Raw genomic sequence first — 15,867 nt, forward strand, 5'->3', positions numbered from 1 at the left:
CATTCTTCTCATTTTATTCATAAGGTGAACTATAAAACAATAGCAAATTGTCATGATTTAGAAAAAAAGAGACACAAGCGCTTGATGAAGCGTGTGTCTCTAAAGGGTTATTTATAAAAAGAAGCGATTACAGGCTTCATTTTTTGAACGACGAGTCCACTGCCGCCCCGGTTTTTCACACCTTCAATCATGCCGACGAGGACGTAATCTTCTTTTTTAGGATTAAACGCAAGTAAAAATCCATTTTCAGTGCCGTCTGTTGCACCTTGTTTGCTTTTTAATTCTGCCGTTCCCGTTTTAGCGGCAATATCCGCTCCTTCGATTTGTAAGGAGTGGGCTGTTCCGTTTGGACTGGTCACGACCTTAGTCAATGCGTCTTTCACTGTGTTTGCCGAACCTTCTTTGATGATTTGTTTTGGTGATGCTGTTTTTTCATCTTGAATCACCCGTGGGTAGACAAGCTTGCCTCCAGTAGCAAATGGAGAATAGGCATGTACTTGTTCAATCGGTGACATGAGTAATTCGCCTTGCCCATACGCCGAGTCAGCCAGTAAGATATCCGATTGAATACCATCGTTCGATACTTGTGCAGGCTTCATTGTAAATGGCATGTGTAAGTCTTCGCCAAATCCAAATGCTTTTACTTTTTTCTCGTAGGTGTCTTTGCCGATTTCGAGTGCTTCCTGTCCAAAATAAATATTGTCTGAGTACACAAGGGCATCGACCATATTTACTTTTTCTTTATCGTGAACCCGTGTGATGCGATAATTTCCCCAAGATTGATCCTTTTGCCATTTCAGTCCGTGAATGGTGCGCACTTTGTCAGGCTTTGTGACACCTGTTTCCAGCCCAATCGCTGCTGTAATGGTTTTGAATGTGGACCCTGGTGCATACCGGCTCGCATATCGAGCTTGGAATGGAAGGTCTGGATTTTCACTGTATGCCTGATATTGCTTAGGTGTAATCCCGTTTGTCATGAGATTGACATCGTAGGAAGGGGCGCTGACAAGCGCTAATAGATCACCTGTTGATGGATTCATGATTGTGACGGCCCCTTTTTCACCTTTCAGCTGATCATAGGCTTTTTTCTGTAAAGAAGCATCAATCGTCAGCTTCACTGTTTTTCCATCTTTTCGAGCTGATTTTTGTAATGTTTCTTCAATGCCTGTTTCATCATGGACGATGAGAATGCTTCCGCCATCTTGTCCGCGTAAGTTTTTGTCAAATGTGAATTCAAGGCCGGTTTTGCCGATGATTTGATCTGCCTTTAATGCTGGATTTCTTTTGATATCATCCGCATTTGCTTTTCCGACATATCCGGTGAGATGAGCGGCGGCTTTGTTATATGGATAGTAGCGCATTTCCTTCGTTTGATAGGTAACGCCATTTACGTCCTTTGGAATTGGCTTTTGTTTTAACATCGATTTGAGCGGGACAAACGTGTCGTCTGTGACCCATGCTTGTTTCAGCTGATTGTTGATTAGTTCTTCCTCTATATCAAAAGCTTTGCTGATCTTTTTGATATTGCGTTCTTTTTCTTCTCCTGTTCCGAGCTTACCTGGGATGATGCCAAGTGCGTTTCCACCAGTTGTTTCTGCGAGCGTACGTCCTTTTCGGTCGACAATGTTTCCGCGGACAGCAGGGTCAGATTTGACCTTGATGGTATCTCCTTTTTCCATTTGCGGGAAGATGAGATTTGGTTTCCAGTTCACTTTCCACTTGTCATCTTCTTCGGTGAGAATGCCCTTGTAAGACAGCTTATGCAGCTTGCCAAGAGACGTTTTCATCGTTACATCATAGGAGAATTGATACCCATCTCCTTTGTCCTGTTTTTCAACGTTGAGCTTTGAAATGTTCAGATCATAAGCACCAATGCCGTTGAAAATATTGTCGTATTTTTCGGCTAGTTGTTTTTTTGAAAAGTCATTGGCTTTCAAAGATGCACTTGTCACCTCATCTGCCAGCTTCGTAAAGTCTTTCTTCTCCATATGTTTCGTAAAGCTTTGAGCGGCTTTTAAAGCCTCTTTTTCTTTTGAGAAAAGAGTATCTTTTAATAAAAAGAAAGCAGCAACAACGACGATGATGCTAAGGAGAGGGATAATGACTTTTTTCTGTTTCCAAAATGATTTTTTTTGATCCGTATACAATGAAAACACCTCAATTTTTTGATTAGATCCTCTATATTTTACAGTGATTGGTCGTGATTTGTATAGTTTCTCCTATGAAAATAGACCAAGGGATCATGTCATGGTTTGGGTAACGGGAGTAAAATAACAGCTAATCATCATGAAAGATATCTTCATTTTTTCTTATGATTTAAAGGATTTCTTAAAAGATCATCGAATGTTAGAAAAAATATGACAAGCGCTTTCAATAGGGGGGAATTGTTATCGTTTATAAAAAGGTGAATTTGATTGGACTTGTTCTTGGACCGACACTCTTTTTGCTCGTTCTTTTTCTCATACCTGAAGATGAATTGACCTATGCTGCGAGGGTAGTCTTGGGTATTACGGCTTGGACGGCTACATGGTGGGTGACTGAAGCACTGCCCATTCCTGCTACATCTTTATTGCCCATCATCCTGCTGCCGACACTTGGCGGGCTTTCTATGGAACAGGCATCAAGGTCTTATGGAGATCCGATCGTTTTTATGTACATGGGAGGATTTATGATCGCAATTGCCATTGAAAAATGGAAATTACATAGAAGAATGGCTTTACACATTTTAAGGGTGATTGGCACAAGAAGTGACCGCATTGTCTTAGGTGTCATGATCGCGACTGCTTTTTTATCTATGTGGATTTCGAATGCAGCGACAGCACTCATGATGCTGCCAGTGGCCCTTGCAGTGATTAAAGAGGTCAAGACAAATGAAATCTTATCTGGCCCATCTCTTGATCGATTTAGTAAAAGCATTTTATTGTCGGTAGCGTATTCAGCGTCAATTGGTGGTTTGGCGACACTTGTCGGGTCTGTGCCAAATGCGGTGTTTGCTGCGATGTCAAAAAAACTGCTAGATCGAGAGATTATGTTTTTCGAATGGTTTTTGTTTGGTTTTCCTGTTGCGATGATTTTGCTTATTCTCTTATTTTTGTATTTGACGAGGGTACAGTTCAAGGTAGAACACAAAGGTGAAATGAGTGCAGCGTTCATTCAAAAGGGATTAGAGGATTTAGGAAAAATGAAAAGAGAGGAAAAATGGGTATTTGTTGTTTTTCTCATGACGGCGTTCTTATGGATTTTTAAGCTCTTTTTGTTTGGAGGGATGACCGTATCTGATACGTCTATCGCCATTTTCGGTGCCATGCTGTTATTTCTCATCCCAGCAACAAATGGAGAGAGAATATTAGAATGGCAGGATATGAAAGAACTGCCGTGGGGGCTTTTGCTTTTGTTTGGAGGAGGGCTTTCGCTCGCTACGGGCTTTGCAGAAACCAATCTAACAGGATGGATCGGAGAAAATTTACAGCATTTAAACGGGCTTTCGTATATCATGCTGTTGATTATTTTAACGGGAGCGATTCTGTTTATGACTGAAATTATGTCTAATACGGCTGTTGCCAATATGATTATTCCGATAACGGTAGGACTTGGTCTTGCGATTGGAATCGAGCCGTATGGGTTAATGGCCGCGGCTGCTTTGGCTTCCTCCTGTGCGTTTATGCTGCCGATTTCCACACCGCCAAACGCCGCTGTCTTTAGTGCGGACGTGCTGAAAATATCTGATATGGTCAGAGCGGGTTTTTGGTTAAATATCATCAGTATTGTGGTGATTGTTCTTGCGGTCTATTTCTGGCTGCCGGTCGTGCTGAAGAGCTGAGCGAATTAAGAAGAGGAAGGCTTTGATCGAATCGAGACAACCGGTGTTTTTGTTTCTTTTGGCTTCGGTGTTTGTGTGGATTTTTTGATGCATGTGTCCTTTGGCGTGTAATAGGTTGCCCCAATATTGAGCCTGCCTTGAAGCTGGTCAATAGAAAGCTCCCCAAATTCTAAATGATAATCAATTTTGTCCACGCGCAGGGATTCAATATGGATGTGTGTATCCTCTGAGACAGGAGCAGCTGGTGCAGACATTTTTTGCTCAAGAGCGGCGAGCCTTTTTTCTAGCTCAATGACAGATGGGGATGGATTGGATTCAGTTTTTTTTAAGAGTGATTGAATGAAATGTTTCAAGTAGACCACAACCTTTTCTTCCGCCTTACTCTAGTCTATGGAAAAGCTATCTGATATATACTTATAGAGATGACAAGAAAGGGGAGACGCACATGCTGCCTACTCAGATTCACATTGCTCATATGAAAACGAATTCGATTGGCACAGGATCATCTATGACGTTTGGCTCGACGTTTGTTCGCAATCATTGCAGTACGATCAAACGAAACAATGGCTTTGGGGAACAGAATGCTGATGGCGTGATCACGATCCTGCCAATTGAAACAATTGATGATCGTGATCAAATAGACGCAGTGAGTATCAATATTCGTCATCTATGATGATAGCCGTTGCTTTTCCTTCATCTTTTTGCAGGCGGATGTAAAGTACACCGTCTTTAAAGGCAGCATTCATTTGACCAAGAATCATTTCTGGAAGGCGGATTTTCTTTTCAAACGGCCCATACTTCCCTTGCTTTTGGCGAAAGTCCTGCTCGTTAAAAAAGGAAAAACGCTGTCCTTTCACAACCAAATATTCACCATATGATAACACCTGAACATCTTCCTTTCGGTAGCCAGGCAAGTAAATTAAGTATTGAATTTCTGCATGGGTTTCCACCATGTCGATTGGAGGAAACGACGCATCTGATCCCCGCTGATCCTGCTGTGTGAATGTAAATGGAGATGGACCGTTTGCCATAAAGGGGGATCTTTGCTCATCATCGAAGATCATTTTCCAAAAATCATCTCCATGCATTTGCTGGGCAATATCCATCCACTGCTTCATTTTTTCGAAGTCCATGTGAAGACCTCCCGTTAACATACTTGATGGGTGCTTGCATATACCTATAAAAAGGAGGTTTATCTGTGGTTCAACCAACTCCGTATATCAATATTAATATTTTCATGTTAAAAATTAATTCCTTTGAAAATGCGTCGGCGGTGAATGTCGGACAAAATTTGTTAGCAGAGTGGCAAAACTCAGATAAAAAAAATCAGGGTTACGGACAGAATTTTGGAGATGCCAGCGGTTTTGTCGGTACAAAAAGCCATGTAGATGATCGAGATCAAGTGGACTCACCTGCCTCTTTTTCGCCAGCAGCTAAACCCATTCAAAGGAAGTGACGTGTGATGTTATTTTCACCCTCAGTCGTCAATGTCGGTGCTTTTAAAATCAATACAATGGATCGGGGTGCATCACTGACGCTAGGACCTTATCAGCAGATTGATTATTTTCTCTCAATGAAATTGAACCAAGGTTTTGGTGAGGACAATGGAGATTGTTCACCGCTTGTCATTCCGATTTCAAGCGTGTTAGATCCAGATATGGTGGACTCAAATTCAGTCAAAAACAGCGTGATTTAAGCAAAAAAAAGAGACCGGGAACCCCGTGTCTCTTTTCTAATGTGTTTCATTAAGATGGCTTTTTCGTCTTGCATAGGTGAAATAGACAACAACACCGATGACGATCCAGATGAGGAAGGCTCTCCATGTTTCCCATTTCAGTGTGAAAGCCAAGATCATACAAATGACCGCACTAATTATAGGAAGGACAGGGACAAAGGGTACTTTAAACGCTGTATTCATATTCGGATGTTTTTTCCGGAGTACGATCACAGCGATAGAGATCACCGTAAAGGCCGCAAGTGTACCGATGCTGACTAAATTAGCAAGTGTTGATAAGTTGACGAATCCAACGATACAGGCTGCAACAGCGCCTGTCAGCCAAGTGTTGGCAACCGGTGTCTTAGATTTTGGATGAACGTTTGAAAAGATTTTCGGCATGAGCCCATCTCGGCTCATGGCAAAGGTTAAACGAACCTGAGCGTAGACAAGTGCAATTAACACTGTCGTAATCCCGATAATAGCACCTGCGGATATAATGCCAGCGACACTATTCAGGCCAACCACTTGAAGAGCAAAAGCGACAGGATCACTGACATTCAGCTTCGTATAGTGAACCATGCCTGTTAAGACGAATGAAACCCCGATGTATAAAATCGTACAAACACCGAGCGCACCGATGATTCCAATTGGCATCGCTTTTTGCGGGTTTTTGACTTCTTCAGAAGCATTAGCGATTGCATCAAATCCAAGGTAAGCAAAAAAGACAGTTGCCGCTCCAGCAATCACGCCATGGAAGCCCATTGGCATAAACGGTGTCCAGTTTTCAGGTTTGACGTAAGCAAAGCCTGAAATGATAAAGAGCAGGACGATGGCAATTTTGATCAGCACAATAATGTTATTCAGCTTTGTGCTTTCTTTGACGCCTCTTGAGACGATAAAGGTGATGAGCAAAATAATGAGTGCGCCTGGAAGGTTAAAGACGGCCCCGTCAGCGGCTCCAGGTGCAGCTGATAAAGCCTTCGGTATGTGCAGGCCAAATCCGCTGAGCAGTGATTGAAAATAGGACGACCATCCACTTGCTACAGCAGAGAGCGCAATAACATATTCCAGCATGAGATCCCAGCCCATTAAGAAGGCAAGAAATTCCCCAAGTGTTGCGTAGGAATACGTATAGACGCTTCCTGACACAGGAATGGATGAGGAGAATTCAGCGTAGCAAAAAGCAGCAAGGGCGCATGCGATCGCAGCCAAAATAAAAGATATAATAATCGCAGGTCCCGCATCATTTGCCGCAGCAACCCCCGTAATGACAAAGATTCCAGTCCCGACCACACAGCCAATGCCAAGCAAGATTAAATCAAACGTATTCAACGAACGGCTGAGCCGCTTTGTTTGACTTTCAAGCATGAGCTGGTCGAGAGATTTTTTTCGAAATAAAGAACTCATGTTGACCTCCTAATGGATAAATCTTTTCGTAAGACGAATGTTAGTATATGCGCAAATGACAATTTAGTCAATTGGTTGAAAAACGCTTTAAATCACTAAAGTGTTAAACGTCAAAACCGAATAAGTATATAAAAAGAGACATCCGCCGTGAAATCGAAGGCGGATGTGGTGACAGACGATCTATGTCTGTGCAGCAAATATTTTTTCATTGTACAGGACACTTGGATGAGTTGGATGATGGGCGGAGGAGGCATGGTGATGTATTTTGGCTTTTTCCAGGTCGCCGAGCTGATAATAACAGTAGCAAAGCTGAAGGTGAGGATACCACGTTTTATATTGTGTAAGTGTGAAGGCTGTTTCGTTTTCAGGCGCCTTCAGCGCCTGCTCATACCAAAAGATGGCCGCCTGATGTTTATTTTGTATTTTTAGATGATCCCCGATCCGGCAGCAAAACTCTGGCCGGGGCTGATCATATAAGAAGGATCGTAATAATGAGGATAAGGCCGCTTCCTCGAAACCTACCGCATAATAGCAGTCCGCTAAATATTGGCATGTGCGAATTTCATCCTCAATCCAGCACTGTTTTGTGTTTAAAAATTCATGATAAAAACGAATCGCTCTGACATGCTGCCCGTTGTCTCTTAATTCATTGGCAAAATAAAAGAGATCACGGGGCGTCATATCCTCTCCTTTTGCCAGCATGTCTTCATAAATTCGCAAGTTGCGCCCAGGCTCACCAGGAGTTATTTTCTTGCGTTTTTGATGTGTGACGGCGATATCTGCTGGAAGGATGTTTCCATACACTTGAAGAAACTCATGAACGGCCCCGTACCACTGAAAGTTCAACGAACGCTTCACAAGGCGATTTCTTCTATATTTGAAATTGACTTGACCGCTTTCATCGAATCCCACATGATAAAACATCGAAACGGCATCCACCGAGGGATCAAGTGTCTGCTTGAGCTGAAGCAGTTTTTGGCGGTCTTCTTCAAGCAGAACATCGTCAGCATCGAGCCATAAAATATACTCTTTCGTTGCATGTGAGAAAGCAAAGTTACGTGCTTTTGCAAAATGCTGCACCCATTCAAAATCGAGTACCTTTGCTGAAAAAGAATGAGCGATCTCCTTCGTTTGATCTGTTGATCCGGTATCAACGATGATCATCTCATCGACAATGTCTTGAACAGAAGAAAGACAGTCCGCCAGCACTTCCTCTTCATTTTTCACAATCATACATAAGCTAATGGTTATCATCTTTAGATCACCTCTTCATAGTGTATCGAGCATCAAAAGGAAACATTCTTTTCAGCAGCGGGTTTTTTAAAACTAGTTTTCTGCTACTGGCTGATTTAAAATAAAGGAAGAATCTATGTAAGGGCTGATAAAATGAGTTTATTGAATGTTGAAGGATTATATAAAACCTATGGCGAGAAAACGCTGTTTGATCATATTTCGTTTCATATAGAACCGAAGGAGCGCATCGGATTGATTGGACCAAATGGTACAGGGAAGTCAACGCTTCTAAAAGTCATCGCGGGGCTTGAATCGTTTGAAGAAGGTGACATCACGAAATCAGGGACACTTGATATCGAATTTCTTGAGCAAGATCCTGAAATGAGCGGAACTGAAACCATTCTTGACTACATTTTTTCTGGAACGGCACCAATGATTCAAACGATGAAGGCGTATGAACAGGCACTCGCCGATTTAGAGCATGACCCGCAAAATGAAGCAAAACAAGAAGCGCTGATGCGCATGCAAAACCGAATGGATCAGGAAGACGCTTGGGATGCGAACCTTTCAGCAAAAACGATTTTGACAAAGCTTGGCGTGAAAGATGTGAGCCGCTCTGTCCATGCATTATCAGGCGGACAGAAGAAACGTGTCGCCATTGCTAAAAATTTAATTCAGCCTGCAGGTTTGCTGATTTTAGATGAGCCAACCAACCACCTTGATAATGCCACCATTGAATGGCTTGAAGGATACTTAAGCCAATATAGCGGTGCTGTCATTCTCGTGACGCACGATCGTTATTTCTTAAACCGGGTGGCCAATCGGATTTATGAGTTAAATCAAGGTCAGCTTTATACGTATAAAGGAAATTATGAAGTCTTTTTAGAAAAAAGAGCGGAGCGGGAAGCAGAAGCTCAGGTGAAAGAAACGAAGCGTCAAAACTTGCTTAGACGAGAGCTTGCATGGCTGAGACGAGGAGCGAAAGCAAGAACGACAAAGCAGAAAGCACGTATCGGCAGAGTCGAAGAGCTGAAGGACCAAAAAGGACCTGATGCGAAGGGAGAGCTTGATTTTGCCATCGGCTCGCACCGCCTAGGAAAACAAGTGATCGAGGCAGAAGACTTATCGATTTCATTTGCTGGCCAGACCCTTGTGGAGCGGTTTACAGATTTAGTCGTCCCGGGTGATCGTATCGGATTCATCGGACCGAATGGAGTCGGCAAAACCACTCTGCTGAACTGTTTAGCGGGTAAAATCGAACCGACCTCAGGACAATTGACCATTGGACAAACCGTTCGTATTGGCTATTACACGCAGGATCACAAGGAAATGAATGATGAGCTGACCATCATTGAGTATATCAAGGAAACAGCTGAGATCGTCAAGACGTCTGATGGCGCCATTGTCACAGCAGAGCAGATGCTGGAGCGCTTCCTTTTCCCAAGATCGATGCAGCGGACGTTTATCCGTAAGCTGTCAGGGGGAGAACGCCGCAGATTGTATTTATTGAAAGTCTTAATGGAAGAGCCGAATGTTCTCTTTTTAGATGAGCCGACGAACGACCTTGATACAGAGACCCTCAGTATTTTAGAGGATTATTTAGAGCAGTTCCCTGGCGTCGTCATCACCGTGTCCCATGATCGATATTTCTTAGACCGAGTGGTTCACCGTCTGCTTGTCTTTGAAGGAAATGGCCGCATTTCACACTTCCAAGGTGCTTACAGCGATTATATGGAACAGGAAAAAGAGCAGAAACGGACAGAGACAAAGCCTGCTGAAAAACAAGTAGAAGCTGCGCCGAAAAAGAGAAAAAAACTTTCTTATAAAGACCAGCTTGAATGGGACGGGATTGAAGACCGGATACAAGCATTAGAGGAAAAACATCAGCAGCTCGAAGCCGGCATTGCGGAAGCAGGCAGTGATTTTGGAAAAATTCAAGAGCTAATGGACGAACAAAAAGCCGTTGCGGAAGAACTAGAACAAGCAATGGACCGCTGGACAGAACTGTCGCTTATGATTGAGGAATTAAATGAATAAAGAAAAAAACCTGTAGAGCGATCTACAGGTTTTTTTCATAGGAGCATTTGGCATACGCATCATGCTGGTGAATGGATTCCTCATTACGACACTCGACTTGAAAGGATTTAATCCATGGCTGCTCATATAATTCGATGGCAATTAATCTTGTGATATCTTCTACAAAGCGCGGATTTTCATAAGCCTTTTCCGTCACTTTCTTTTCATCAGGTCTTTTGAGCACGGGATAAAGCGGTGCGCTCGCATTGGACTCAATGATATGTAAAAGAGCGGCCTTGATGTCGTCAGGATGTGATGCTTGTTCAAACAACCCTACTAGAATGGAAACAGATCCGCGCTGATTATGTGCACCATATTCACTGATTTCCTTGGAACAGGGACATAATGTCGTGACCTGTGCATCACAGCCGACGTGACAGGTCCATCCGTCCTTTTCATGAAAATGGACGTCATATTTGATAGTCGCATGCATCAAGCCTAACTGACCGGTGACTGGGCTCTGTTTTTCCATGTACCATGGAAAGGCAACTTGAACGGAAGCACAGGGCTGATTCATTTCCCGGGCGAGCGCTGCTGTCAATTCTTTTAGGCTATTCACATCAAGCGGCTTGCTGCTCTCATAAAACGAGTGCAGCTGTTCAGTGAGCCGGCTCATATGAATGCCTTTTTGATGAGCTGGCAGGGATGTACTCAGTGAAAATTCAGCAGTGGTTGTCTGGCGCTGTGGTGCTGTTTTAGATACGATATGCACCGGATAGGACATGCGGCAGATCCCGACCTGTTCAAGATGAAAATAAAAGTCCTGCTCTGTTTTTTGAATGTCCGTCATGTCCTCTTTTTGCCAAGGCTTTGTGCCAAGACTTGGCGGTACAGATCCGAATAGCTGGTGCCGTTCTTCTTTAGATAGAAATGAGCGCATATAGTACCTCCTTTAAATCGTAATAATTCCTATTTATTTTGCAATAAAACACGAAGGGAATCAAGTGTTAAAACTTTGACGTTTACGTTAAGGTTATAAAAGTGTATAATAAAACATGAATTGATGAGCAGGAGGCACTGGTGATGGAATGGATGAAAATTGATCAAGTGGCGAAAAGAAGCGGACTGACAAAACGGACGATTCGTTTCTATGAAGAGATTGGTTTATTATCAGCACCAAAGCGGACAGAGAGCGGAGTCAGACTTTATTCAGAGGACGACATGGAAGAGCTAGAGAAAGTGATGCAGGCAAAAGAGGTACTCGGCTTTTCTTTACAGGAGCTTCAATCGTTTATGGAAATCGGAAAGCAGCTAGAGCTGAATAAAGAAGGCTACTTGCTGTCGCTTGATCCGAAGGAACGATTAGAGAAGCTGTTAGATATTGAGGCGCAGCTGACTGTGCAGCATCAATTGATTTCAAAAAAGCTTGAAACCATTCAATCCTTTAAAAAGGATCTTGAAGCGATGAAAGAAAGAGCGGCTCATGCAATTGAGCAATTACAAAAATAAACACCTCTGCGTGTTTATTTTATTTTGTCAACATTTGAAGGAAAGGTTCTGATGGAATGAAGGAAGAAGAAGTGTTGAAACAGCGTACAAGTCTGCTTAGGCAGCCAAAAGCCGTTTGGGCTGTTGCCTTTGCGTGTGTGATTTCGTTTATGGGAATAGGACTCGTGGACCCGATTTTGCCAGCCATTGCATCGCAATTACATGCATCTCCAAGCCAGGTGTCTCTTTTATTTACAAGCTACTTACTTGTGACCGGCTTTGTGATGTTTTTCACCGGCTTTATTTCTAGCCGGATTGGTGCGAAATGGACATTATTAGTAGGACTCATTTTTATTATTGTTTTTTCTGCTTTAGGAGGTACTTCTTCAACGATTAATGAATTGATTGGCTTTAGAGGCGGATGGGGCATTGGGAATGCTTTATTTATTTCAACTGCACTCTCTGTCATTGTCGGTGTATCTGTTGGAGGAAGTGCGAAGGCTATTATTTTATACGAGGCAGCACTAGGTCTTGGGATATCGGTTGGACCGCTGCTTGGCGGTGAGCTTGGCACAATTTCTTGGCGCGGGCCTTTCTTTGGCGTTGCCGTGTTAATGCTTATTGCTCTTTTAGCGATTACCTTTATGCTTCCACCTATGCAAAAGCCGCAGAAAAAAGTGAAATTTTTCGAGGCTGTCGGGGCGTTAAAATATAAAGAACTTTTAACGATGGCATCTGCCGCTTTCTTATACAATTTCGGTTTCTTTGTGCTTTTAGCGTATTCACCATTTGTGCTCCATCTTGATGAGCATGGACTTGGTTATGTCTTTTTTGGTTGGGGGCTATTTTTGGCTGTGACCTCCGTCTTCTCAGCGCCGGTCATTCATCGCAAACTTGGGACATTGACCTCACTTGTGGTTCTGTTTGCTTCGTTTGCTGTAATCTTATTCGGCATTGGGGTATGGACGGCTCATGTTGTGGTCGTGATATGCGGAATTGTCATTGCTGGGGGAATTCTCGGTATGATCAATACAGTGCTCACAACAGCTGTGATGGGGTCAGCACCGGTTGAACGTTCAATTGCTTCATCCTCTTACAGTGCTGTACGGTTTATTGGGGGCGCGATCGCTCCTTGGATTGCCGGAGTTCTCGCTGAATCGTATACAGCAAGTACACCTTATTATGTCGGGGCTGCTGTTGTTCTTCTAGGCATGATTATTCTGCTCCTTGGACGTAAGCATTTGGTGAATATCCAAGCAGGTCATTAATTAGAAAAAAGCCTTATATCTTTTGAAGATATAAGGCTTTTTTGTCGTTATAATACTTTTGTCGTCCAAGATTCGCAATTCCAAGTTTCGGTTGCCACATCTTGATAAAATTCAGGTTCGTGAGAAATCAATAAGACGCTGCCTTTATATTCTTTTAACGCGCGTTTTAGTTCTTCTTTTGCATCGACATCTAAATGGTTTGTCGGCTCATCGAGAACAAGTAAGTTGGTTTCTTCGTTGATCAGCTTGCAAAGACGGACCTTTGCTTTTTCTCCTCCGCTTAATACAGACACACGGCTTTCAATATGTTTTGTCGTTAATCCGCATTTTGCAAGAGCGGCTCTGACTTCATATTGCGTGTAAGAAGGGAAGGTGCTCCATACTTCTTCAATACAAGTATTGCTGTTTTGCTCTTTTACTTCTTGCTCAAAGTAGCCAATATGCAAGAATTCTCCACGTTCCACCTCACCAGAAATAGGTGTGATTTCCCCAAGAAGACTTCGGAGCAGCGTCGTTTTTCCGATACCGTTAGCACCGTACAGCGCAATTTTTTGCCCGCGTTCCATTTTCAAATTCAATGGGCGAGAGAGCGGTTCATCATAACCGATGACCAAATCTTTCGTTTCAAAAATCAGTTTCCCAGACGTACGTGCCGGTTTAAAGTGGAATTCTGGTTTTGGCTTTTCTGCTGCCAGTTCAATCATATCCATCTTATCCAATTTCTTTTGACGGGACATCGCCATATTTCTTGTGCTGACACGTGCTTTGTTTCTTGCGACAAAATCCTTTAGTTCAGCCACTTCCTGCTGCTGTCTTTTATAGGCTGCTTCAAGCTGCTGCTTCTTAACTTCGTACACTTGTTTAAATTGATCATAATCGCCAACATAGCGCGTGAGCTCTTGATTTTCAACATGATAAATCAAGTTGATGACACTGTTTAAAAACGGAATATCATGTGAAATGAGGATAAACGCATTTTCATACTCCTGTAAATAACGCTTCAGCCATTCAATATGCTGCTCATCCAAATAGTTGGTCGGCTCATCGAGAAGGAGAATTTCAGGTTTCTCTAACAGCAATTTTGCTAGCAATACCTTCGTACGCTGACCGCCGCTGAGCTCCGTCACATCACGGTCTAATCCAAGATCCGTTAACCCAAGACCTCTTGCAATCTCCTCGACCTTAGAATCAATGATATAGAAATCATTGTTTGTCAGTGCGTCCTGAATGACGCCAACTTCCTCTAACAGCTTTTCCAGCTCATCAGGATCGGCTTCACCCATTTTGCCATAAATGTCATTCATCGCGGCTTCCATTGAAAATAAATAATGGAATGCATCCTGAAGGACTTCACGGATCGTTCTTCCCTTTTCTAGCACGGTATGCTGATCAAGGTAGCCGACACGGACATTTTTCGCCCATTCGACTTTTCCTGCATCTGGCTCCAGCTTGCCAGTAATAATATTCATAAACGTTGACTTTCCTTCACCGTTGGCGCCGATTAAGCCGACATGCTCGCCTTTTAATAAACGGAAGGACACTTCGTGGAAAATGGCTCTGTCGCCAAAGCCATGACTTAAATCTTTAACAGATAATATCATTTTTTACACCTCAAATAGATTCAAAACGGCTAGTGCCTCTCATGATTATATCGAACTGTCCGGCTCGATAAAAGCATCAAAAGAAAAATTGCGTTTCAAAGCTGATTTTGAGATACTAAAGGATAGATTGAATGAGGATAAAGGAGATCGACATGACGGAAAATTGGGCATTTTTGAAAGAAGCAAAGCCATTTATTCAGGAAAACTTTCAAGCGGCTGGCTTCGAAAAACCAACAGCTATACAAGAAAAAACAGCAGAGTGGATTACGGAGAAGCGTGATGTGATCGCAGAATCGCCAACTGGGACGGGGAAGACACTTGCGTATGTACTGCCGCTTTTAAATAAAATTGATGTCAATATCAAGCATCCTCAAGTCTTAATCTTGGCACCTTCAAGAGAGCTTGTGATGCAAATCTTTGATGTCGTGCAAGAGTTCAAACAAGGATCAGACATCAAAGCGGTCTCCTTGATTGGTGGAGCGAACATCAAGAAGCAGCAAGAAAAACTAAAGAAACATCCGAACATCGTTGTGGCGACACCGGGCCGAGTACAAGAATTAATCAAAATCAAGAAACTGAAAATGCATGAAGTCAAAACGATTGTATTAGACGAAGCAGATCAGCTTCTTGTGCCAGAGCATATGAAAACGATCCAAGGGATCATTAAGTCCACATTAAAAGAAAGACAAATCCTTTGTTTTTCTGCAACGTTGAAAGATGAAACCGTTCAGCTGATCAAAGAAATGACATCTGAACCAGAAGTATTGAAAATTGCTAGAAGCGAGGAAGAAGCGCAGAAAGTGGGTCACTATTATCTGTTATGTGATCAGCGTGACAAAGTGAAACTGCTGCAAAAGCTATCACGGCTTGAGGACATGCAGGCGCTCGTTTTTGTGCGTGACATTACGAACTTAAGCATTTATGCAGAGAAATTAGCGTACCATCATGTCGACCTTGGTGTCCTTCATAGTGAAGCAAAAAAAGCTGAGCGTGCTGTGATCTTAAAATCATTTGAACAGCGTGAATTCCCGCTCCTCCTTGCAACAGATATTGCAGCAAGAGGAATCGATATTGATGATCTGCCATATGTGATTCATGCAGATATGCCAAATGAAGAGGGCTACATCCACCGTTCAGGCAGAACCGGGCGCGCAGGAAAAGAAGGCGCAGTCATCAGTCTTGTCACACCTCAAGAGCAATCAATGCTGAAAAAGATGGCGAAAAAGCTGAATCTTTCGCTTGAAGAAATTGTGTATAAGCAAGGCCAGCTGCACCTTGCGCCCAAGCAGGCATAAGAAAAGGACCCTCCATTATTGG

15 protein-coding genes are annotated in these 15,867 nt (G+C 42.9%); 8 read left to right on the forward strand and 7 right to left on the reverse strand.

Features of this window, described 5'->3' with window-relative positions; translation table 11 throughout:
• Positions 1-107: 107 nt before the first annotated feature.
• Complete coding sequence (pbp4, locus tag EV579_RS16290) at positions 108-2,147, reverse strand: penicillin-binding protein PBP4(5) (RefSeq protein WP_133744847.1); 2,040 nt, start codon at positions 2,145-2,147, stop codon at positions 108-110.
• A gap of 257 nt (positions 2,148-2,404) precedes the next feature.
• Between pbp4 and EV579_RS16295 the strand changes: the two genes are divergently transcribed.
• Entirely contained in the window at positions 2,405-3,820 is a 1,416-nt protein-coding gene (locus EV579_RS16295; RefSeq protein WP_044335015.1) for an SLC13 family permease, read from the forward strand.
• A 5-nt stretch (positions 3,821-3,825) separates the two neighbouring features.
• Here EV579_RS16295 and EV579_RS16300 read toward each other — a convergent pair whose 3' ends face one another.
• Complete coding sequence (locus EV579_RS16300) at positions 3,826-4,182, reverse strand: hypothetical protein (RefSeq protein WP_133744848.1); 357 nt, start codon at positions 4,180-4,182, stop codon at positions 3,826-3,828.
• A gap of 83 nt (positions 4,183-4,265) precedes the next feature.
• On the opposite strand from EV579_RS16300, the gene EV579_RS16305 reads away from it, so the two are divergent.
• Positions 4,266-4,493, forward strand: a complete 228-nt coding sequence (locus EV579_RS16305; protein WP_039177063.1) for a hypothetical protein — start codon at positions 4,266-4,268, stop codon at positions 4,491-4,493.
• Here EV579_RS16305 and EV579_RS16310 read toward each other — a convergent pair.
• Positions 4,474-4,953, reverse strand: coding sequence for an Hsp20/alpha crystallin family protein (locus tag EV579_RS16310; protein WP_024424582.1), 480 nt, complete (start codon positions 4,951-4,953; stop codon positions 4,474-4,476). The two genes, EV579_RS16305 and EV579_RS16310, sit on opposite strands and share 20 nt — an antisense overlap.
• A gap of 65 nt (positions 4,954-5,018) precedes the next feature.
• Here EV579_RS16310 and EV579_RS16315 point away from each other — a divergent pair, with 65 nt between their 5' ends.
• Positions 5,019-5,276: a hypothetical protein gene (locus EV579_RS16315; RefSeq protein WP_003213975.1), complete on the forward strand. Its 258-nt coding sequence runs from the start codon at positions 5,019-5,021 to the stop codon at positions 5,274-5,276.
• A 6-nt stretch (positions 5,277-5,282) separates the two neighbouring features.
• Complete coding sequence (locus EV579_RS16320) at positions 5,283-5,516, forward strand: hypothetical protein (protein ID WP_034623095.1); 234 nt, start codon at positions 5,283-5,285, stop codon at positions 5,514-5,516.
• Between the two features lie 36 nt (positions 5,517-5,552).
• On the opposite strand, the gene bcaP is transcribed toward EV579_RS16320, so the two are convergent.
• Both bcaP and EV579_RS16330 read right to left on the reverse strand, forming a co-directional pair.
• Positions 5,553-6,944: a branched-chain amino acid transporter BcaP gene (gene bcaP, locus EV579_RS16325; RefSeq protein WP_133744849.1), complete on the reverse strand. Its 1,392-nt coding sequence runs from the start codon at positions 6,942-6,944 to the stop codon at positions 5,553-5,555.
• 180 nt (positions 6,945-7,124) lie between these two features.
• Positions 7,125-8,198, reverse strand: a complete 1,074-nt coding sequence (locus EV579_RS16330) for a tetratricopeptide repeat-containing glycosyltransferase family 2 protein (protein WP_133744850.1) — start codon at positions 8,196-8,198, stop codon at positions 7,125-7,127.
• 132 nt (positions 8,199-8,330) lie between these two features.
• On the opposite strand from EV579_RS16330, the gene EV579_RS16335 reads away from it, so the two are divergent.
• Complete coding sequence (locus tag EV579_RS16335) at positions 8,331-10,214, forward strand: ABC-F family ATP-binding cassette domain-containing protein (protein ID WP_133744851.1); 1,884 nt, start codon at positions 8,331-8,333, stop codon at positions 10,212-10,214.
• 22 nt (positions 10,215-10,236) lie between these two features.
• Here the strand turns inward: EV579_RS16335 and folE2 are convergent, their stop codons facing one another.
• The gene (gene folE2 / locus EV579_RS16340) at positions 10,237-11,133 is read right to left on the reverse strand and encodes a GTP cyclohydrolase FolE2 (protein ID WP_133744852.1); all 897 of its coding nucleotides are present in this window, start codon (positions 11,131-11,133) and stop codon (positions 10,237-10,239) included.
• Positions 11,134-11,276: 143 nt separating this feature from the next.
• On the opposite strand from folE2, the gene EV579_RS16345 reads away from it, so the two are divergent.
• Entirely contained in the window at positions 11,277-11,702 is a 426-nt protein-coding gene (locus tag EV579_RS16345) for a MerR family transcriptional regulator (RefSeq protein ID WP_133744853.1), read from the forward strand.
• Positions 11,703-11,758: 56 nt separating this feature from the next.
• Positions 11,759-12,949, forward strand: coding sequence for an MFS transporter (locus EV579_RS16350; protein WP_133744854.1), 1,191 nt, complete (start codon positions 11,759-11,761; stop codon positions 12,947-12,949).
• 47 nt (positions 12,950-12,996) lie between these two features.
• Here the strand turns inward: EV579_RS16350 and EV579_RS16355 are convergent, their stop codons facing one another.
• Positions 12,997-14,550: an ABC-F family ATP-binding cassette domain-containing protein gene (locus EV579_RS16355; protein ID WP_024426645.1), complete on the reverse strand. Its 1,554-nt coding sequence runs from the start codon at positions 14,548-14,550 to the stop codon at positions 12,997-12,999.
• 152 nt (positions 14,551-14,702) lie between these two features.
• On the opposite strand from EV579_RS16355, the gene EV579_RS16360 reads away from it, so the two are divergent.
• Positions 14,703-15,845, forward strand: coding sequence for a DEAD/DEAH box helicase (locus EV579_RS16360; protein ID WP_133744855.1), 1,143 nt, complete (start codon positions 14,703-14,705; stop codon positions 15,843-15,845).
• Positions 15,846-15,867 lie beyond the last annotated feature (22 nt).

The organism is Bacillus sp. BK450 (genome assembly GCF_004364885.1).
Classification (GTDB): domain Bacteria; phylum Bacillota; class Bacilli; order Bacillales; family Bacillaceae; genus Bacillus; species Bacillus safensis.